Raw genomic sequence first — 20,786 nt, 5'->3', positions numbered from 1 at the left:
TCAAAGGATGTGGTCATGGCAAAGAAACCCCGCAACGCTGCCTTTATCGAAGACCCGCTCTGGTACAAGGATGCGGTGATCTACCAGGTCCACGTGAAGTCGTTTTTCGATTCCAACGACGATGGCATCGGTGACTTCCCCGGCCTGATCGCCAAGCTCGACTACATTGCCCAGCTGGGCGTCAACACCATCTGGCTGCTGCCGTTCTACCCGTCGCCACGCCGCGACGATGGCTATGACATCTCCGAGTACCGGGGCGTGCACAGCGACTACGGCACCATGGCCGATGCGAAGAAGTTCATCGCCGAGGCGCACAACCGTGGCCTGCGGGTGATCACCGAGCTGGTCATCAACCACACCTCTGACCAGCACGCGTGGTTCCAGCGGGCGCGGCATGCCAAGAAGGGCTCCAAGGCGCGGGATTTCTACGTTTGGTCCGATGACCCGCAGAAGTACGACGGCACCCGGATTATCTTTCTCGACACCGAGAAGTCCAACTGGACCTGGGATCCGGTGGCCGAGCAGTACTTTTGGCACCGTTTCTATTCCCACCAGCCGGACCTGAACTTCGACAACCCGCAGGTCATGAAGGCGGTGATCGAGGTCATGCGCTACTGGCTGGACATGGGCATCGACGGCCTGCGTCTAGACGCGATTCCGTACCTGATCGAGCGTGACGGCACCAACAACGAAAACCTGCCGGAGACCCATCAGGTCCTCAAGCAGATCCGTGCCGAAATCGACGCCAACTACCCCGACCGCATGTTGCTGGCCGAGGCCAACCAGTGGCCGGAAGACACCCAGCTGTACTTCGGCGATCGCAAGGGCAAGGACGGCGACGAATGCCACATGGCGTTCCACTTCCCGCTGATGCCGCGCATGTACATGGCGGTGGCTCAGGAAGACCGTTTCCCGATCACCGACATCCTGCGCCAGACACCGGAAATCCCGGAGAACTGCCAGTGGGCGATCTTCCTGCGCAACCACGATGAACTGACGCTGGAAATGGTCACCGACCGCGAGCGTGATTATCTGTGGAATTACTACGCCTCGGACCGTCGCGCGCGAATCAACCTGGGCATTCGTCGTCGGCTGGCGCCGTTGCTGGAACGTGACCGCCGTCGCGTTGAACTGCTCAACAGCATGTTGCTGTCCATGCCCGGCACGCCGACCCTGTACTACGGCGACGAAATCGGCATGGGCGACAATATCTACCTCGGCGACCGCGACGGTGTGCGCACGCCGATGCAGTGGTCCATCGACCGTAACGGCGGCTTTTCCCGCGCCAACCCGGCGAGCCTGGTGCTGCCACCGATCATGGACCCGCTGTACGGTTATCAGTCGGTCAACGTCGAAGCGCAGGATCACGACCCGCACTCGCTGCTGAACTGGACCCGGCGCATGCTCGCCGTGCGCAGGCAGCAGAAAGCCTTCGGCCGCGGCACCCTGAAAATGCTCTCGCCGAGCAACCGCCGCATCCTGGCCTATACCCGCGAGTACACCGGGCCGGACGGCAAGACCGAAATCATCCTTTGCGTTGCCAACGTCTCGGCCGCCTCCCAGGCCGCCGAGCTTGAACTGGCGCCGTACGCCGGGACCGTTCCGGTCGAGATGCTCGGTGGCAGCGCCTTTCCACCTATTGGCCAGCTCAATTACCTGCTGACGTTGCCGCCTTACGGCTTCTACTGGTTCTTGCTGGCCGCGGAGAATCAAATGCCCAGCTGGCACGTTGAACCGGCCCAGAGCATGCCGGACTTCCCGACCCTGGTGCTCAAGCAGCGCCTGGAAGAATTGCTCGAAGAACCCCTGCGCCAGACCATGGAGCAGCAGTCGCTGTCGGTCTATCTGCCGAAACGCCGCTGGTTCGCCGGCAAAGGCACGGCGATCGACAGCATCCACATCGCCTACGCCGTGCGCTTCGGCTCCACGGTGCGGCCGGCGTTGCTGAGCGAAATCGAAGTCACCTCCGGTGGCGAAACCGTGCGCTACCAGTTGCCGTTCGGCCTGTTGCCGGAAGACGACATCAGCAGCGCCTTGCCGCAACAGTTGGCCCTGTCCCGCGTGCGTCGTGGTCGTCAGGTCGGCTTGATCACCGATGCATTCACCCTCGAGCCGTTCATTCGCAACGTCATCAAAGGCATGCAGGACAACACCGTGCTGGCGACGCCGGACGGTGAGCTGCAGTTCCAGAGCACGTCGCAACTGGCGCCGCTGGGCCTGAACGAGGACGCCGAGGTGCGTTACCTCTCGGCCGAGCAGTCCAATAGCTCGGTGGTGGTCGGCAAAAAGCTGGTGCTGAAAATGATTCGCCGTGTCGCGGCCGGTACTCACCCTGAGCTGGAAATGGGCGCGTACCTCACCGAAGCCGGCTACCCGCACATCTCGCCGCTGTTGGGCGCAGTCGTGCGCGTCGACGGGCAGGGCGAGAAAAACCTGCTGATGATCGCCCAGGGTTACCTGAGCAATCAGGGCGATGCGTGGGAATGGACGCAGAACAACCTCGAACGCGCCGTGCGTGATCACATGGCCCACGGTCAGTCGGCGCTGGAGCAGCAAGCCAACGCGCTGATCGAACTGAAAGACTTCGCCGGCCTGTTGGGTCAGCGTCTGGGCGAGATGCACGTGATCCTCGGCGCTCCGACGGATAACCCGGACTTCAAGACCGAAGTCACCAGCGTCAAGGACAGCGAGGCCTCGGCGAAGAGCGTTTCGGCGCAGATCGAGCGCGCCTTGCAGCTGCTTGAACAGCACCGCGACTCCCTCGAGGCCCAGGATCAGCAGCTCATCACTGAACTGCTGGGCAAACGCAAAGCGCTGCTGGCCCAGGTCAAAACCCTGGCGAAGCAGTCAGTCGGCGGCCTGAGAATGCGCGTGCACGGCGACCTGCACCTCGGCCAGATGCTGGTGGTGAAGGGCGATGCCTACCTGATCGACTTCGAAGGCGAGCCGGCGCGTCCGCTGCAGGAACGTCGGGCCAAATACAGCCCGTTCAAAGATGTCAGCGGCGTGCTGCGCTCGTTCGACTACGCTGCGGCGATGGCCCTGCGCAACGCGCAAAGTGCCGACACGTCGGTGCAGGCTGAAACCGCCCGCCAGCAAGTGGCCGAGACGTATTTGAAGCAGGCGCGCGAGGCCTTCCTCGACGGCTACCGCAAGGCCACCGTCGAAGTGGGTCACGACTGGAAAGATGCCAAGGGTGAAACGGCCGCGCTGGCGCTGTTCACCCTGGAAAAAGCCGCTTATGAAGTGGCCTACGAGGCTGAGAATCGGCCGACATGGTTGTCGGTTCCGCTTCAAGGCTTGCGCGGGCTTCTCGACCTGTCTGATGGAGAATGAAAATGAGTGCCTCTGACCAATTCGGTAACGGCAACCACGCAATATTGCCCAGCGCCGTCGACCTGGACGCGCTGATCCGCGCGGAGCACCGCGACCCGTTCTCGATGCTCGGCCCCCACAGCGATGGCGCTGAAGGCCAGGTGATCCGCGCCTATCTGCCCAATGCCCTGGCCGTGCGCGTGCTCTCGCGCGACGGCGAACGTGACCTCGGCGAGCTGAGCATGTCCGACAAACCGGGCTTCTTTGCCGGTCACTTTGCGGTTCGCGAACCCTATCTGCTGAAAATCTCGTGGGCCACTGGCGAGCAAATCACCGAAGACCCTTATAGCTTCGGCGAGCAGTTGGGCGAAATGGACTTGTACCTCTTCGCCGAGGGCAACCACCGCGACCTGAGCAGCGCTCTGGGCGCACAGGTCAAGAATGTTGATGGCGTCGACGGCGTGCGTTTCTCGGTATGGGCACCGAATGCCCGCCGAGTGTCCGTGGTGGGCGATTTCAACAGCTGGGATGGCCGTCGTCACCCGATGCGCCTGCGTCATCCGACCGGCGTGTGGGAAATTTTCATCCCGCGCATCGGCCCGGGCGAAGCGTACAAGTACGAAATCCTCGGCCAGCACGGCGTTCTGCCGCTGAAAGCTGACCCGATGGCCCTGGCCACCCAGCTGCCGCCGGCAACCGCGTCGAAAGTCGCTGCACCGCTGACGTTCGAGTGGCAGGACCAGGACTGGATGCAGTCCCGGGGCGAAAAGCACGACATTCATCAGCCGCTGTCGATCTACGAGCTGCACGCCGGCTCGTGGCAGTGGCACCACGGCGGCGATGACGAGCCGGATCGCCCGTACGACTGGCGCGAGCTGGCTGAAAACCTGATTCCTTACATCAAGGACCTGGGTTTCACCCACATCGAATTGATGCCGATCATGGAACACCCGTTTGGCGGCTCATGGGGTTATCAGGTGCTGTCGCAGTTCGCACCGAGCGCGCGCTACGGCACACCGGAAGACTTCGCCGCCTTCGTTGATGCCTGCCACCGTAACGACATCGGCGTAATTCTTGATTGGGTGCCGGCGCACTTCCCGACGGATGCACACGGTCTGGCTCAATTCGACGGGACTGCACTGTACGAATACGCCAACCCCCATGAAGGTTTCCATCAGGACTGGAACACCCTGATCTACAACCTGGGGCGCACTGAAGTCCACGGTTTCATGATTGCCTCCGGCATCCATTGGCTGAAGAACTTCCACGTCGATGCGTTGCGCGTCGATGCGGTGGCGTCAATGCTGTATCGCGACTATTCCCGCAACGCCGGCGAATGGGTCCCGAACCGTTACGGCGGCCGCGAAAACCTGGAGGCCATCGACTTCCTGCGCCACCTTAACGACGTGGTCGCGATCGAAGCGCCGGGCGCGTTGGTCATTGCCGAGGAATCGACGTCGTGGCCGGGCGTTTCGCAGCCCACCCAACAGGGCGGTCTGGGCTTTTCGTACAAGTGGAACATGGGCTGGATGCACGACACGCTCAAGTACATCGAGCAGGACCCGATCCATCGCCAGCATCACCATTCTCAGCTGAGTTTTGGCCTGGTCTATGCCTGGTCCGAGCGGTTCGTGCTGCCGATTTCCCACGATGAAGTGGTGCACGGCAAGCATTCCTTGATCGACAAGATGCCTGGCGACCGCTGGCAGAAATTCGCCAACCTGCGCGCGTACCTGTCGTTCATGTGGACCCACCCGGGCAAGAAGCTGCTGTTCATGGGCTGCGAGTTTGCCCAGTGGCGCGAGTGGAACCACGACACCGAACTGGACTGGCATTTCCTGCAGTACGCCGAGCACAAGGGCGTGCACTCGCTGGTCAGCGACCTGAACCGCCTGTACCGGACGGAAAAGGCGTTGTACGAGCAGGACTGCCAGCCACAGGGTTTCCAGTGGGTAATCGGTGACGACGCCGGTAACAGCGTCTATGCCTACCTGCGCTGGAGCAAGGAGGGCGAGCCGTTGCTGGTGGTCGCCAACCTGACACCGGTGCCGCGCGAAGGCTATCGTGTCGGCGTGCCGTTCAGCGGCAAGTGGGCCGAGCTGTTCAACAGCGACGCGGGGATCTATGCCGGTTCCAACTTCGGCAACGGCGGTGGCGTGCGCACCGACGACATCAAGAGCCATGGCCAGGCGTTCTCGCTGCCCTTGAACCTGCCACCGCTGGGTGTGGTGATCCTCAAGCCGACCGTGGAGCAGCTGCAGCAGGAGGGTTGATTTCCTCCGCCACACTGTTGTGAACCTGTGGGAGCGGGCGTGCTCGCGAATAGCGTTCTATCAGTCGACCTGATCGCCTGATGAAGCATTCGCCAGCGGGCTCGCTCCCACAGTCGTTTCTGCCCTGCCGACAAAGGTTGTGGGACCTTTCCCGGACGAATGTCATCCCTCGTCACTGAACCTGACATCTTTTGAATGGTCTGTTGACCACTGCGCGCGCAGTACGCTGGGGCCACGGCCTTCGACGTCCGGCTGAATTTCGCCCGCGCCAGATGCCTATTCCAGCAGTTGCAGCGCGTTGTTCGTCGCTGTCCGACCAGGCGTGATTCCCTTGCATGCGGCCCGCCCACCGGCCTTCTTTTCAATTTGTCGAAGATTATCCATGCCAATTTCTCCCTCCGATGTTTCCTTTCGCTTTACCCCTGTGCCGGGCGTTCGACGCCGTTTGCTAGCCGGCCTGCTGACCTCGCTGTTGTCCGTTGCCGTTGCCAGCCCGTTGGTCCACGCCGAAACGCAGAGCAAGGACCGCTGGGTCAGCGACACACTCAGCACTTACGTGCGCAGTGGCCCCACCGACGGTTATCGCATCGTCGGCACGCTGAAATCCGGGCAGAAAGTCGAGCTCATCAATACCCAGGGCGACTACAGCCAGGTGCGCGGCAGCGCCGGCGATAACGTGTGGATTCCCACCGCTGACCTGCAGGAAGTACCGGGGCAGGCCGAGCGCTTGCCGCAACTGACGCAGAAAGCCGCGGATCTCAGCGCGCAACTGAAGACCATCGACGACGACTGGAAGACCAAGGTTCAGGGCATGCAGGAAACCCTCGAGTCGCGCAAGAAACTGGTCGACGAGCTTGAGGCCCGCACCAAGGACCTGAACGCGCAGTTGGCCAGCGCCCAGTCCGACTTGCGCACCACCCAGGCGAAACTGGGTGACGAGAACAATCAGGTGCTGATGCGCTACATGGTCTACGGCGGCAGCATCGCTGGCGCGGGCCTGTTGCTGGGCCTGATCCTCCCGTCCCTGACCAAGGGCCGCAAGCGCAACGATCGCTGGTTCTGAAGCAGACTCAGCGCTGTCCTGCATCTACGCGCACCGAGCCCGGCATTTACCCTGCCGGGTTTTTAACGCTCACTGGCAACTTTCCCCCCATGCGCTAGTTTAGTGCGGGGCACCCTCTGCCCACGCTGTCCCCCCATCACAAGAAAAAGAGAAACCGCCCATGAAGTTCGAACCCTTCGCCCAGTCCCTCGTTGCGACGGCGCTGATCCTAGGTCTGTCCTGCGCTCACGCCGCTTCCGTGGCCCCGGCTGCCGCTGAAAACGGCATGGTCGTCACCGCGCAACACCTGGCCACCCACGTGGGCGTTGACGTGCTCAAGTCGGGCGGCAACGCAGTCGATGCGGCAGTCGCCGTGGGCTATGCGCTGGCCGTGGTCTATCCCGCCGCCGGCAACCTGGGCGGGGGCGGTTTCATGACCATCCAGCTGGCAGACGGGCGCAAGACCTTTCTCGACTTCCGCGAAAAAGCGCCGCTGGCGGCCACCGCCAACATGTACCTGGACAAGGACGGCAACGTCGTGCCGGACCTGAGTTCCAAGGGTCACCTGGCCGTCGGCGTGCCCGGCACGGTGTCGGGGATGGAAATGGCGCTGAGCAAATACGGCACCAAGAAACGCGCCGAAGTCATTGCCCCGGCGATCAAGCTCGCTGAAAACGGCTTCGCCCTGGAGCAGGGAGACGTTGACCTGCTCGGCACCGCCACCGACGAGTTCAAGGCCGACGCCAAAGACCTCGGCACGATCTTCCTGAACAAGGGCCAGCCGCTTCAAGTCGGCGACACCCTGGTGCAGAAAGACCTCGCCAAAACCCTCAAGGAAATCTCCGCCAAAGGCAGCGACGGTTTCTACAAGGGCTGGGTGGCCAAGGCCATCGTCGATTCCAGCCAGGCGGGGAAGGGCATCATCACCCAGGCGGATCTGGACAAGTACGCGACCCGCGAACTGGCGCCGATCGAGTGTGATTACCGCGGCTACCACGTGGTCTCGGCGCCGCCACCGAGCTCCGGCGGCGTGGTCATCTGCGAGATCATGAACATCCTCGAAGGCTACCCGATGCAGGAATTGGGGTATCACTCCGCCCAGGGCCTGCATTACCAGATTGAAGCCATGCGTCATGCCTACGTCGACCGCAACAGCTACCTGGGCGACCCGGACTTCGTCAAAAACCCGATCAGCCATCTGCTCGACCGCGACTATGCCGCCAAGCTGCGGGCCGCCATCGAACCGCAGAAAGCCGGGATCTCCCAGAACATCAAACCCGGCGTCGCGCCTCACGAAGGCAACAACACCACGCACTATTCCATCGTCGACAAATGGGGCAACGCGGTGTCCGTCACCTACACCCTCAACGACTGGTTTGGCGCTGGGGTGATGGCGAGCAGCACCGGCGTGATCCTCAACGACGAGATGGACGACTTCACCTCCAAGGTCGGCGTGCCGAACATGTACGGCCTGATTCAGGGCGAAGCCAACGCCATCGCCCCGGGCAAATCGCCGTTGTCGTCGATGAGCCCGACCATCGTCACCAAGGACGGCAAGACGGTGATGGTCGTCGGTACTCCGGGCGGCAGCCGCATCATCACCGCCACCTTGCTGACCATGCTCAACGTCATCGACTACGGCATGAACATCCAGGAAGCAGTCGATGCGCCTCGCTTCCACCAGCAGTGGATGCCGGAAACCACCAACCTGGAAACCTTCGCCGTCAGCCCTGACACCCAAAAGATCCTGGAAAGCTGGGGCCACAAATTCGCCGGCCCCCAGGACGCCAATCATCTGGCTGCCATTCTCGTTGGCGCGCCTTCGCTCGGTGGGAAGCCAGTGGGTAATAACCGTTTCTACGGCGCCAACGATCCGCGTCGCAGCACGGGGTTGTCGCTCGGTTATTGATCTGCGCGACAGCCGAGTCACCGGACGGGGCAGGGTGCTCATGGCCGGTGACGAGGCATTGTGGTGGTTTCGGGCCGCACCCTGCGCGTGATTTTGGTTGCGCGCAGGACACCTTGAAGTGTTATGTTATAACTCGCTTTTTACAGGCCTGACATGGGCCTGTCGGTTATCGCGCTTCGAGAGTCCACTGCGTATGCAAACCCTGTCTGTCCCTCTGCAATCTCCCGCCACGTCCATCGCCCACCCCGGCCGCCTGCAATCGATCGATGCCCTGCGTGGGCTGATCATCATCTTCATGTTGCTGGACCACGTGCGCGAGACGTTCTTTCTGCACCACCAGGTCAGCGACCCGATGGATGTCGCTCACACCAGCGTCGATCTGTTCATCAGCCGCACCCTCGCGCATTTCTGCGCACCGCTTTTCGTGTTCCTGACCGGGCTTTCCGCCTGGCTGTACGGTGAACGGCATGCGGGCAAGGGCGCGGTGGCGGGCTTTCTGTTCAAGCGCGGACTGGTGTTGATCGCGCTGGAACTGACCCTGGTGAATTTCGCCTGGACGTTCCAGTTTCCACCGACGGTGATTTACCTGCAGGTCATCTGGGCAATTGGCCTGAGCATGATTGCGCTGTCGGCGATGGTGGTATTGCCGCGCGGTGTGCTGGCGGCGCTGGGGCTGGCGATCATCGCCGGGCATAACCTGCTGGACGACGTGCATTTTACTGTGGGCTCGGCGATGCACATTCCGTGGGCGATTCTCCATGACCGCGGCTGGATCGAGGTCGGCGACAGTGTGCGCTTGCGTACCTCGTACCCACTGCTGCCGTGGATCGGCGTGATCGCCGTGGGTTACGCCGCGGGGCCGTGGTTTGGCCGCGACGCGAATGCGGAGAAGCGCGAGATCAACCTGATCGCCTGGGGGTTTGGCGCACTGACGCTGTTTCTCGCCCTGCGCGGCATCAACGGCTATGGCGAGAAGCCGTGGGTGGAGGGTGACACCATGGCCCACACGCTGATGAGCGTCCTCAACGTCACCAAATACCCGCCGTCGTTGCTGTTCATCAGCCTGACCCTGGGCGTCGGCTTGCTGGTGCTGGACTGGCTTGAGCGGCGGCAGGGGCGGGCATGGCTGCGACCGCTGGTGACTTTTGGCGCCGCGCCGATGTTTTTCTATCTGCTGCACTTGTATGTGCTCAAGCTGCTGTATGTCGGCGCGGTGGCGATCTGGGGGACGACCCAAGGCCAATACTTCGGCTTCACCTCGGTACTCGGCCTGTGGGGTTGCGCCGCGGTGCTCACTGTCGTGCTGTTGCCGGCAGTGAGCTGGTTCGCGGCGCTCAAGGCGCGACGCCGGGACATCGCCTGGCTGAAATACTTCTAAGCACGGCCATGCAGGACCGGCTTTAGCCGGGAAGGCGTCAGGCGCGGCGCAGGCTGCGTTCCATACGCGCCAGGCCTTCTTCCAGCATCGGCCGCGGGCAGCCAAAGTTCAGACGCACGAACTGGCCACAGTCCTCGCCGAATTCCAGCCCGTCGCTGAGCGCGACTTTGGCGTGTTCGAGGAAGAACTGCTGTGGGTTTTCCAGCCCCAGGCCGGAGCAATCCAGCCACGCCAGATAGGTGCTCTGGGGCAGGTTCATCGTAATACCGGGAAAGCGGGTTTTGATGGCCTCGGCCAGGTAATTCCGGTTGTCCTGCAGATATGCCACGACCTGTTCCAGCCACGGGCCGCCTTCGCGATAGGCCACTTCGGTGGCTTCCAGGCCCAGGGCGTTGACGCTGTCCACCAGCCCCAGCCGCCCGGCATTGAAACGCTGGCGCAGCTCGGCGTTCTGCACCACGGCGAACGCTGTTTTCAGACCGGCGATGTTCCAGGCCTTGCTCGCCGACATCAGCGTCACGCTGCGCGCCGCGATCTCCGGGCTCAGGGAAGCGATCGGCGTGTGCTGACGGCCGTCGAACAGCAGGTCGGCGTGGATCTCATCGGAAATGATCAGTGCATCGCGCCGCACGCAGGCTTCGCCGATGGCCAGCAATTCGTCGCGTTCGAAGACCTTGCCCAGCGGGTTGTGGGGATTGCTCAGCAGCAGCGCGCCATGGTCAGGCAGCGCGCGTTCCAGCGCCGCGACGTCGGTGGGGTATTCACCCTGAGCGTCAGCATGGAAGGGCAGATCAATGCGCGGCAGTTTCCAGTTGGCCGGCGCGTGCAGCAGCGGCGAGTAGTTCGGCGTCTGGACCAGCACCGCGCTGGATGGCGAAACCAGCGCGTGGAGCGCCATGTTTACCCCAGGCTCGACCCCGGGCAGAAACACCAGATCCTGCGCCTCGATCTGCCAGCCGTAACGGGCGGTGAGATGCTTGACCAAGGTTTCCCGCAACGCTTGCTGGGGCACGGAATAGCCCAGCAGCGGATGCTCCAGACGGTTCTTCAGCGCCTGCACAATGGGCGCTGCCACCGGGAAATCCATGTCCGCCACCCACATCGGCAGCACGTCTTCAGGGTACTGGCTCCACTTTTTGCTGCCGGTGTTCAAGCGCTGAAAAACGTTATTCAGATCCATGTTCTGGCCTGTCCTGCTCGAAAAAAGGGGGATTGTGCCAGAGAATGGCGGCCTGGGTTTGCTGTCGATTTGCGGTTTGTAGGATTACTCCGTAAATGCCGCTGGAACCGTCTCCTTCGTGTCTCCCCCTCTGGAGTCACACTTTGAAATGTCGCATCTTCGCCCGCTTCAGCCCTCTCTCATGGACGAGTTGATCCGGTTTTCTGCAGACCGGTCAGGGGCGCTTTCTCCTGCCAGGGACGCTCATTCATGATCACCGTATTGCCGCCTTTCTTCGATCACAGTCGCCATAAACTGGTTGTCCATCGCCTTCCTTTCTCGCTTGATGTGCTGGCGTTTGAGGGTGAGGAGCAGCTGAGTCAGCCGTTTCTGTATCGCGTGGAATTTACTTCGGTTGAGCAGGACATCGGGGCTGAACGTGTGTTGGGGCGGGACGTGCAGTTCAGTACGCATGCGGCGGCGCATACGTTGCCTGTTCCGATTCGTGGGTTGCCGGTGCCTTCGGTTAAACCGCTGCGCACGTTGCATGGGGTGGTGACGGGTTTCAAGCGGCTTTCCTGTTCTGCTGACGAAGCCAGATACGAGATTACTTTGCAGCCGCGCCTGGCGTTGCTGGGTCGAGGGCGGCAGTTCCGGATTTATCAGCATCAGTCGGTGCCGGAGATTGTCGAGAGTATCTTGCGGTCGCGGCATGATTTTGAGGGGCAGGATTTTCTGTTTTCGTTGGTGCGGGAGTACCCGACGCGTGAGCAGGTGATGCAGTACGGCGAGAGTGATCTGGTTTTTATCTCGCGGCTTCTGGCGGAGGTGGGGATCTGGTATCGCTTCACCAACGATGAGCGATTGGGTATTGCGGTCGTCGAGTTTCACGATGATCAGCGGCATTACGTTCGGCCGCGTGTGAGCTTGCCGATTCGGCCGCAGTCCGGGTTGGGCAGCAGTGGCGCGGACGGGGTCTGGGGGCTGCAGTCCAGTCATGGGGTTGTGGAGCAGAGCGTTCACTTTCGTGCTTATCACCATCGGGATGCGAGTGCGTGGCTGGATGGGGATGTGGATCAGACGCGGGGGGATTCCACGACCTATGGCGAGGCCTATCACTATGCCGAGCCGTACAAGGTGCTTGGCGACAAGCTGGATCAGGATGAGGATTTAGAAGGGGAAAGCGGGTTTTTCTATGGGCGGTTGCGGCATGAGCGGTATCTGAATAACCAGACTCGGCTGAGTGGCGTCAGCAGCAGTGCTTCGTTGGGATTGGCGCAGGTGCTGGCGATTTCCGGTGGAGCGCCCCAGGCATTTGAGCCGGGGGCGGTCATTACAGGATTGAAGTTGCGTGCTGCGCGGGACCGTAGTTTCGAGCTGAATTTTGATGCGATTCCGTATTCAGAAAGTGTGTGTTTTCGGCCGCCTTTGCTGGCTAAACCGCAAATAGCCGGCACTGTTCCGGCCCGTGTCACCAGCTCGCTGGCCAACGATCCGTATAGCCACATTGATAGTGAAGGTCGTTACAAGGTCAGCTTTCTGTTCGACCGAGACAGCTGGGAAATCGGTCAGGAAAGTCTGTGGCTCAGGTTGGCTCGGCCTTACGCAGGCGATACCCACGGCCTGCACCTGCCACTGATCTGCGGGACCGAGGTGGCTGTTGCCTTTGAGCAAGGCGACCCGGACCGACCGTACATCGCCCATGCGCTTCATGACAGCCGCCATCCCGATCATGTGACGTTGCTGCGCAGCGATTACAAACGCAACGTGCTGCGCACGCCGGCGAATAACAAATTGCGCATGGAAGACGACCGCGGCAAAGAGCACATCAAGCTCAGCACCGAACACAGCGGCAAGAGCCAGCTGAACCTTGGGCATCTGGTCGACAAAGAGAAGGATAGGCGCGGCGAAGGCTTTGAATTGCGCACCGATGGCTGGGGTGCGATTCGGGCCGGGCGTGGGGTGTTTATCAGCGCGGATGGCCAGGCCAAAGCGCAGGGCAAGCAGCTCGACATGAGTGCCGCAATCGGTCGCTTGCAGAGTGCCGGCGAGCAGCTGAAAACAATCTCCGCAGATGCTGACATTAGTCACGCCGATGCCGCTGGCGTCCAGGCGCAACTCGATCTGCTCAAACAGGATCTGGACGCGCTCAAATCCTCGGTGTTGCTGCTCAGCGCTCCGGACGGCATTGCCCTGACCAGCGGCAAACATCTGCAACTGGCCGCGCAAGACAACCTGATGCTCAACGCGGGCGGCCACGCCGACATCAGCGTGGTCAAGAAACTGTTCATGGGTATCGGCCAGGGCTTGAGCCTGTTCGTTCGCAAGGTCGGCCTGAAACTGATCTCCAACGAAGGCCCGGTGAGCGTCCAGGCACAGAACGATACGCTTGAACTGCTCGCTCGCCAGGGAATAAACATCACCAGCACCGAAGATGAAATTCACATCACGGCGAAGAAGCGGATCGTCCTCAATGCTGGCGGCAGCTACCTCGCCATTGAGCGGTGCAGCATCGAGTCCGGCACCGCGGGCGACTATTTCATCAAAGCCGCGCACTTCGATTTCAAAGCGAAAGCGGAACAGCCGGTTGAAATGCCAGTCCTGCCGCCGCTGCTGGATATTCCGCCCGAACTGCACGAATTCTGGGCCAGCTTCAGCGGCGGCAACATTCACTACGAGCGGAGCATGATCAAAAATGCTGCGCCGGTTGAACAGCCCGAGACACTTGAGGAGGAAGAAGAGGAAGAGGAAATCACCGAAGGAATTACTCTGCGTATTGGGTTGTTCTTTGACGGGACCGGGAATAATCAGAGCAATGCAGCGGCGACGGAGCGTTGCCGACGGCAGGATCTGGATACCTTTAGCAGTGAAGAGCTGGAGAGCATTGCCGCGACGTGCAAGCAGTATGGGTTTGGGGAGTTTGACGGCAGCGCGTTTAACAGCGCGCCGAATAACAGTTACGGGAATGCGCCGAGTAATGTGGCGCATTTGTATGACTTGTATCCGGATAACAGCAACACTCTGCTCAAGGCAGACCAAACGATCGCCTACATATCCGCTTACGTAGAAGGGATTGGTACTCGCAGCGGCGGGAAGGATGCCACGCTGGTTGGTCAAGCTCTTGGGCAGGGTGAAACGGGTGTCGTAGCGCGGGTTCTGGAAGCGCCAGCTTTGGCGGCGAAAGAGCTGAAGCGCTTTCGCCAAACAAATCCTGGGGTTTACGTCCAGCAAATCGAGTTCGATATTTTCGGTTTCAGTCGCGGCGCGGCGGCTGCCCGGCATTGTGCCAATGAACTGCTAAAGCCTGAACGTGGAGTATTTGAATATCTGCTCAAAGGCGGCGGCTTCGGGCTGTTGAAGAATTTCGATCCAGCCTACGAAGTCAGCATCAATCTAATTGGCCTGTTCGATACCGTTGCAGCCATCTCAGATCCTCTACATGGTGACTTCAGTCCTGGCAACGACCTTAATCGTGGCGTCAATCTATACCTGCCACCCGACTGCGCGCGACAGGTCATTCACCTTCAAGCCCTCGACGAATATCGCGCCGACTTTTCTCTGAATAATGCGCACCACACGCACCTCCAGATAGGGCTGCCGGGAGCGCACTCCGATGTCGGCGGGGGCTATCTGCCACGCGCGCGAGAAAAGTTGTGGATGACGCAACCCTGCAAGGCCAGCGTTCCGACCGGTCAAAGGGTTGAGTCCCACCCCGCGTGGGCTCGTGTAGAGGCGGACGCCAAGGCATTGCGCGAATCAGGCGTGGCCCGGGATGGCTACGTTGCGGTGAAAGCCTGGCCTGCAGCAACTAACCCTCGCGGCAGAGCTGCGTCGGTCACCGAGGACTACTGGGTAACAGTGCTGCTCGAACGCCCGGTGCACGGCGAACTGAGCCTGATTGCATTGCGTGTTATGCGTGAGCTGGGGATACGTCACGGCGTTCCATTCAAAGGTCTGGAGGCGCGGCCTGAACTCGCAGTGCCAGAGGAGCTAATGCCTATCGCCAAGCAAATCTTGCAGCAGGTAATGATGGACCGGCTCGTACGCCTTGAACCTGCGCAAGAGGCGTTGCTACGAGCGAGGTACATCCACCTGTCCGCACACTGGACCCCACGAGGCCCCTTCTTACTAAGCAAGCCAGCACCGCTGAATCGTAGGAATGTGCATCTCAACCGCCCGCAAAAGGGGTATCCAGAATGAAGCGTCTGATCTTAGTGGTTGGATTACTGATTAGTCTTAGTGCCTGTGCAATGAGCCCCTCAATGTCACCGCCCCCCAAATTGCCCTATCCAGCATGGTATGTCGGTCTGGCGGCTCCCCAACATATGGAGGTGTGGGTGGAGACGGTTGATGTGACCGATCAGCGAGGCCTGAGATTTTTTCGAGTGCATGGAGGAGTCGCGAGTTACACCGGTCAGCCAAAGGGCTGGGGAAATGGTGCTGGCAAGTCGAAGCCCATCAACAACGTCGATCTTCCTGAGCGTATCTTTCTGCGCTGGCAATCCTTGGTTGAGCCGCAAGCCTACAAGATTAGTATTCAGATACCGCAGTGGGTGCGCGATCAGATGATCAAGCCAGAGCAAGCATTTTGCTTATGGACAAGCAAATGGGAGGAGGACTATCGCGATGCGCTCACCCTCGGAATGGCGCCGGGGGGGATTGTTAAGGTCTGGGTAGGGGGATCTTGTTTGGGATACAGGGAAGTTGGCCGTTTTCAGGCTGAAGTCGAGCCGCTCGGTCCCTACCGTGGCGCAAGCAAAGGCAAGTACATCCCGCTCGAACCGGAGAACAAAGCTTATGTAGAACAGCACGGCATCCCCTATGGGAGTTGGTAACTCGGCGATGAGCGCTAACAAGGAGCATCACGGCACGCGACGGCTAGTGCATTTGCGGCTTTGTTCTTGGCTCCCATTTGCAGAATGGGTTTCCCAAATGAGGCGTCTGGTCTTTGCGGTCGGCTTGCTGATCAGCCTGAGTGCCTGCGCAACGGGAGGCTTAGTCCCCCCTGTCAAGCTGCCATATCCGGCGTGGTATATCGGCTTCGCCGCGCCCAAACACATGGAGGTGTGGGTGGAAAGTGTCGATGTGCTCGATCAGCGGGGATACGTTTTTTTCAACGTGCATGCCGGCGTCGCCGGTTACACGCGTAAGCCCGAGGGTTGGCACAAGGGCACATCTGGCGGGAAACCCATAAGTAACGTCGACTTACCAGACCAACTCCTTCTGCGTTGGCAATCACTCGTAGAGCCTCAAGCTTACAAAATCAGTATCCGGATACCGCAGTGGGTCCGTGAAGAGATGGTTAGACCGGAGCGTGTTCTCTGCCAGTGGAATCAGCAATGGAAAACAGACTATCGAGAGACGATCACACTCGGCATGGCACCCGGCGGGATTGTAAAAGTTTGGCTAGGCGGATCTTGCCTGAGCTTCAAAGAAGTGGGCCGCTATCAAGCTAAAGTCGAGCCGCTTGGCCCCAACCAGGACGGAAAAGGGCTGTTTTACCGTGCACCCAATCCAGCGGCACAAGCCTGGATAGATCAACACGGCATCCCTTATGGAAGTTGGTAATACTGTATAGGCATTCAAAGTTCCAGACGCGTTCTTAGTTGTAACTCCCCGAGCAGCTCAGGCCAGTGCAACAACTATCGCCCGATACAGCCCACTCGTCAGTAAGTTATTTCTCTAAACTTAATAGCGACAGAAACACGACGGGTAGAGCCAAACAACTAAATCCAGAATCACCGCAATCAAAGCATCAATCACTAAAACCAACAACGAGCCTCAAAACATGAAAGACATCATCCGCCTAGGCGACCTCACCACCCACGGCGGCGTCGTGCTTCAGGCCTTTCCGCAGACCGACCTGAACGGCAAGTCCATCGCCGGGGTGGGACACAACGTCAGTTGCCCATTATGCAAAGGCATTTTCCCCATCGCCGAAGGGAGCAGCACCTACACGGTCGACGGAATTCCCGTCGCATTAGACGGCATGAAAACCGCCTGTGGTGCGGCGCTTATCGCCAGTGCCCCAAAGGGCGCCGTTACCAGCTGAAAAAACCTGCGCGGGTCACCAACGGGCCTCGCTAGAACAATTCAGGGAGATCGACGGCGCAATGCCGTCGATCCTTGTGACGCCCCGCCGATCTAGACCTATTGTGGTCGACTTTCAGTAGTTATCTGAGCTCGAATGAAATGAGAAACCGCCCGTCGGCACATTATCAACCGTTATAAACTTTCAACGCGAAACCATTGGTCGGGTCTATTTCCGCTTTCCTGAATTACATCTTCAGCGATGTCTCTTTATATCTGTGCGGTCTGCTTAGTTGACAGATCGCCGCAATAGAAAGCTGAACTTGTCGTTAAAAACCCTGATACGAAATTAGCCTGAGAAGGGAGTAAGACTATGTTCCTGCACAATAAACGTCTTCAATACACGGTTCGCGTCGCCGAGCCTAATCCGGGTCTGGCCAACTTGCTGCTGGAGCAGTTCGGCGGCGCCCAGGGCGAGCTGGCTGCGGCCACTCGTTACTTTACCCAAGCGTTGGCTGAAGAAGATCCAGGTCGCAAGGATCTGTTGCTGGACATCGCCACCGAGGAACTGAGCCACCTTGAAATCATTGGCTCGATCATCGTGATGCTCAACAAGGGCGCCAAAGGCAAACTCGCCGAAGGCGTGCAAGCCGAGGGCGAGTTGTACCGTGACATCAACGGCGCCGGCAATGACTCGCACATCACCAGCCTGCTGTACGGCGGTGGTGCTCCGCTGGTCAACTCGGCCGGTGTGCCATGGACCGCAGCCTACATCGATACCATTGGCGAGCCGACGGCGGACTTCCGTTCGAACATCGCTGCTGAAGCACGGGCGAAGATCGTCTACGAACGCCTGATGAACGTGACCACCGATCCAGGCATCAAGGACGCCTTGGGCTTCCTCATGACCCGGGAAATCGCGCATCAGATCTCCTTCGAGAAAGCGCTCCACTCGATTCAGCCGAACTTCCCGCAAGGCAAGTTGCCAGGCATGCCGGAGTTCTCCCGCACTTACTTCAGCATGTCCAACGGCGAGCCGAACGTACGTGGCCCGTGGAACAGCGACGCAGATTTCGAATACGTCGAAAATCCAAAGCCGGCAGTCGATGGTGGTGACGGTACCGCTTCGGTGACGTTGAGCGAGGACGACTCGGTCACCCTGACGATGATGAAGGAGCGTCTGAAGTCTGATCTGGACGCGGAACCGATGACCGGCGCCGACCTTGGCTCGGGTCTGGCTCAGGGTAAAGCTGAGTAGCGCGATAAGGGGAGGGCCGGTACGTAGTGGCTCTCCCGGCGATGTGATCAAGACCACGTACGACATGGAGATTCTGATGAACAAGTTATTGGAAGATTCGACGCCCAATGAAGCCAGCGAGTTGTTCAACGACAACGCTCAGCTGGACTTCACATCCTGTGTGACCCGCTTCGAAGCAGAAGCTGCAACGCTGGGGCGTGGATTCAGAACCGCGTTGTTTGTTCAGCAATTCAAGGCCGGACTGTTGCCGAAGTCCGTAAAAGGGGTTGAAAGACTCCACTAAACCCCGTGGCTTCTAAGTTAGATTCCATAGAAGTGTCCGCTGGAAGGGCTGTCTGATCCGCTACGACTCCATCGATTTTGCCCGCGAAAGCGGGCTTTTTTTTGTCCCCGATCAGGGGGTAAAGTTGGATCCCGGCGCAGCCCCGGCATGCCCCGCCACCCGCAACGGTGCGACGGGCTGGACTGATCCGCGATTACCCGCCACTGTATTGCCTTTCGCGCGTGGGCAATGCGTATTTTCAGGCCTGATGCACATCAGGAGAGGGAGCAGATTTGAATCAGCTAAAACGCCTTGAGAGCGGGATCAAGGGCTTCGACGCACTGCTCAAAGGAGGCCTTGTGGCGGGCGCGTCATACATCATTCAGGGACGCCCGGGGTCGGGCAAGACGATCCTTGCCAACCAGTTGGGGTTCAATCACGTCCGGCAGAACGGCCGCGTGCTGTTCGCCACACTGCTGGCCGAGCCTCACGACCGGCTGTTTCATTTCCTCTCGACGCTGAGCTTTTTCGATCGCCAGGCGGTGGGCCAGAGCATCCAGTTTGTCAGCGCCTTCGACACGCTGGAGAACGACGGTCTCGACGAGGTCGTCAAGTTGCTGCGCCGCGAGATCAGTCGTCAGCATTCCAGCCTGCTGATTCTGGACGGGCTGCTCAACGCACGCTCCAAGGCAGAGACGCCGCTGGACACCAAGCAATTCATCTCCGAGCTGCAGGGCCATGCCGCTTTCGCCGGCTGCACGGTGCTGTTTCTCACCAGCTCGCAACTCGACGATGGCAGTCCCGAGCACACCATGGTTGACGGTGTGATCGAGATGGGCGAAGACATGGTCGGCTCCCGCACGGTGCGCCGGATCAAGATGCGCAAGACCCGGGGCAGCGGCGCGATCCCCGGCGCCCATGAATTCGAGATCAACGACCAGGGCATTTCCATTTACCCGCGTCTTGAATGTATGCTCACCCGAACCGGTGCGATGCCCGAACACCCTCACACCCTCCTGAGCAGCGGCATTGGCGGGCTGGACTCACACATCGGTGGCGGTCTGGTCCGGTCGTCGGTGACGCTGATCATGGGCCCTTCAGGCGCCGGGAAGACGTCTCTGGGCATCCAGTTTCTGAGCCAATGCTCTGCGCAGGAGCCGGGGCTGTACTTCGGCTTTCATGAGTCGCCGCAACGGGCAATGACCAAAGCGCGTTCTCTGGGCGTGGACTTCACGGCGCTGCAGGCGTCGGGCGCGCTGCACATCGTCTGGACACCGGCATCGGCAGGGCTTATCGACCGGGTGTGTTACGACTTGCTTGAAAGGGTGGAGCGGCTGCAGATCAAGCGCGTCTTCATCGACAGTCTCAATGCCCTGAGTCGGGCGGCCACCGATCAGCGTCGGGTGCCGGATGTTCTCGAAACCGTGCTTGGCGAGCTTCGCGCGCGCGGCGTCACGGTTATGGCTTCCTGGGAAGCGCATCGGTTGTTCGACGATCAAACGAGCATCCCGGCGCCTGACGTCTCCGGCGTGGTCGATAACCTGCTGCTCGTCCAGTTCGTTCAGCATCGGACTGAACTTCAACGCCAGGTTTCTATTCTGAAGATCAGAGACAACGCCTACGATCCCTCGCCACTTGAAGTCGTGATGAGCAACGCTGGAATCACCATGAAGAAGGTCTGAGATATGCGATTCGCAACGTGGGGATGGCCAGAACCATTGAGTTGCCTGACCAGGTGCCTGACCCTCGCGACATCGTGGGCCCGCCGGGAAATGGCCCTCTGATGCCAACCATTCTAATCATCGATGACGAATACCTGATTGCCGATATCCTCAGCTTCGCGCTGGAGGACGAGGGCTTTCAGACTGTGGTGGCCGGAAGCGGGCGCAAGGCACTGGAGATTCTTGATCGCGAGCGCCCCGACTTGATCATCACCGATTTCATGATGCCCGGCATGACCGGTCTGGAACTTGCCGAGACGATCAAGTCTCGGGACGTGCACATGTCGACGCCTATCATGCTCATGAGTGGCGCCCAGGCGTACATGGGGGCCGAGCGGCCAGACCTGTTTGATGAGGTGATTGAAAAGCCCTTTGATATCGACCAGGTCATCGGCAAGATTCACGCCCTGTTTCAAGCCCGCCGCTAAGCCCGCCTGTA

General features: G+C 60.1%; 14 protein-coding genes and 1 pseudogene. 14 read left to right on the top strand and 1 reads right to left on the bottom strand.

Features of this window, described 5'->3' with window-relative positions; all coding sequences use genetic code 11:
* Positions 1-15 precede the first annotated feature (15 nt).
* The 5 genes from treS (at position 16) to AC07VF_RS05820 (ending at position 9,917) form a co-directional block, all read left to right on the top strand.
* Complete coding sequence (treS, locus tag AC07VF_RS05840) at positions 16-3,336, top strand: maltose alpha-D-glucosyltransferase (protein WP_495009295.1); 3,321 nt, start codon at positions 16-18, stop codon at positions 3,334-3,336.
* A 2-nt stretch (positions 3,337-3,338) separates the two neighbouring features.
* Entirely contained in the window at positions 3,339-5,588 is a 2,250-nt protein-coding gene (gene glgB, locus AC07VF_RS05835; RefSeq protein ID WP_495009296.1) for a 1,4-alpha-glucan branching protein GlgB, read from the top strand.
* Between the two features lie 382 nt (positions 5,589-5,970).
* Positions 5,971-6,651 carry a TIGR04211 family SH3 domain-containing protein gene (locus tag AC07VF_RS05830; RefSeq protein ID WP_495009297.1) on the top strand — a complete coding sequence of 227 codons (681 nt, stop codon included), beginning with the start codon at positions 5,971-5,973 and terminating at the stop codon, positions 6,649-6,651.
* Between the two features lie 160 nt (positions 6,652-6,811).
* Entirely contained in the window at positions 6,812-8,539 is a 1,728-nt protein-coding gene (gene ggt / locus AC07VF_RS05825) for a gamma-glutamyltransferase (protein ID WP_346630380.1), read from the top strand.
* A 193-nt stretch (positions 8,540-8,732) separates the two neighbouring features.
* The gene (locus tag AC07VF_RS05820) at positions 8,733-9,917 is read left to right on the top strand and encodes an acetyltransferase domain-containing protein (RefSeq protein ID WP_495009298.1); all 1,185 of its coding nucleotides are present in this window, start codon (positions 8,733-8,735) and stop codon (positions 9,915-9,917) included.
* A 37-nt stretch (positions 9,918-9,954) separates the two neighbouring features.
* Here AC07VF_RS05820 and AC07VF_RS05815 read toward each other — a convergent pair whose 3' ends face one another.
* A complete protein-coding gene (locus AC07VF_RS05815) occupies positions 9,955-11,097 on the bottom strand; it encodes a MalY/PatB family protein (RefSeq protein WP_282367982.1) in 1,143 nt (380 codons plus the stop codon).
* A 249-nt stretch (positions 11,098-11,346) separates the two neighbouring features.
* Here AC07VF_RS05815 and AC07VF_RS05810 point away from each other — a divergent pair.
* The 9 genes and pseudogenes from AC07VF_RS05810 to AC07VF_RS05770 form a co-directional block, all read left to right on the top strand.
* A pseudogene (locus AC07VF_RS05810) lies at positions 11,347-13,683 on the top strand (type VI secretion system Vgr family protein); the annotation flags it as partial.
* Positions 13,669-15,276, top strand: a complete 1,608-nt coding sequence (locus tag AC07VF_RS05805) for a T6SS phospholipase effector Tle1-like catalytic domain-containing protein (protein ID WP_495031051.1) — start codon at positions 13,669-13,671, stop codon at positions 15,274-15,276. The pseudogene AC07VF_RS05810 and the gene AC07VF_RS05805, both read left to right, overlap by 15 nt.
* Complete coding sequence (locus AC07VF_RS05800; protein ID WP_495009299.1) at positions 15,273-15,911, top strand: DUF2931 family protein; 639 nt, start codon at positions 15,273-15,275, stop codon at positions 15,909-15,911. The genes AC07VF_RS05805 and AC07VF_RS05800 overlap by 4 nt, the downstream gene beginning before the upstream one ends.
* A gap of 97 nt (positions 15,912-16,008) precedes the next feature.
* Complete coding sequence (locus tag AC07VF_RS05795; RefSeq protein ID WP_495009300.1) at positions 16,009-16,644, top strand: DUF2931 family protein; 636 nt, start codon at positions 16,009-16,011, stop codon at positions 16,642-16,644.
* A 220-nt stretch (positions 16,645-16,864) separates the two neighbouring features.
* Entirely contained in the window at positions 16,865-17,128 is a 264-nt protein-coding gene (locus AC07VF_RS05790) for a PAAR domain-containing protein (protein ID WP_495009301.1), read from the top strand.
* Positions 17,129-17,479: 351 nt separating this feature from the next.
* Positions 17,480-18,364: a manganese catalase family protein gene (locus AC07VF_RS05785; protein WP_346626006.1), complete on the top strand. Its 885-nt coding sequence runs from the start codon at positions 17,480-17,482 to the stop codon at positions 18,362-18,364.
* A 76-nt stretch (positions 18,365-18,440) separates the two neighbouring features.
* A complete protein-coding gene (locus tag AC07VF_RS05780; protein ID WP_192173883.1) occupies positions 18,441-18,647 on the top strand; it encodes a hypothetical protein in 207 nt (68 codons plus the stop codon).
* A 272-nt stretch (positions 18,648-18,919) separates the two neighbouring features.
* On the top strand, positions 18,920-20,308 hold the full coding sequence (locus tag AC07VF_RS05775; protein ID WP_495009302.1) for an ATPase domain-containing protein: 1,389 nt from the start codon (positions 18,920-18,922) through the stop codon (positions 20,306-20,308).
* 101 nt (positions 20,309-20,409) lie between these two features.
* Positions 20,410-20,775 (top strand): response regulator, encoded by a 366-nt coding sequence (locus AC07VF_RS05770; RefSeq protein ID WP_423571365.1) that lies wholly within the window; start codon positions 20,410-20,412, stop codon positions 20,773-20,775.
* Positions 20,776-20,786 lie beyond the last annotated feature (11 nt).

This window comes from Pseudomonas sp. GW821-FHT02H06 (genome assembly GCF_059421525.1).
Note: the sequence above shows the minus strand (reverse complement) of the source record. Positions and strands in the feature narration are given on the sequence as shown.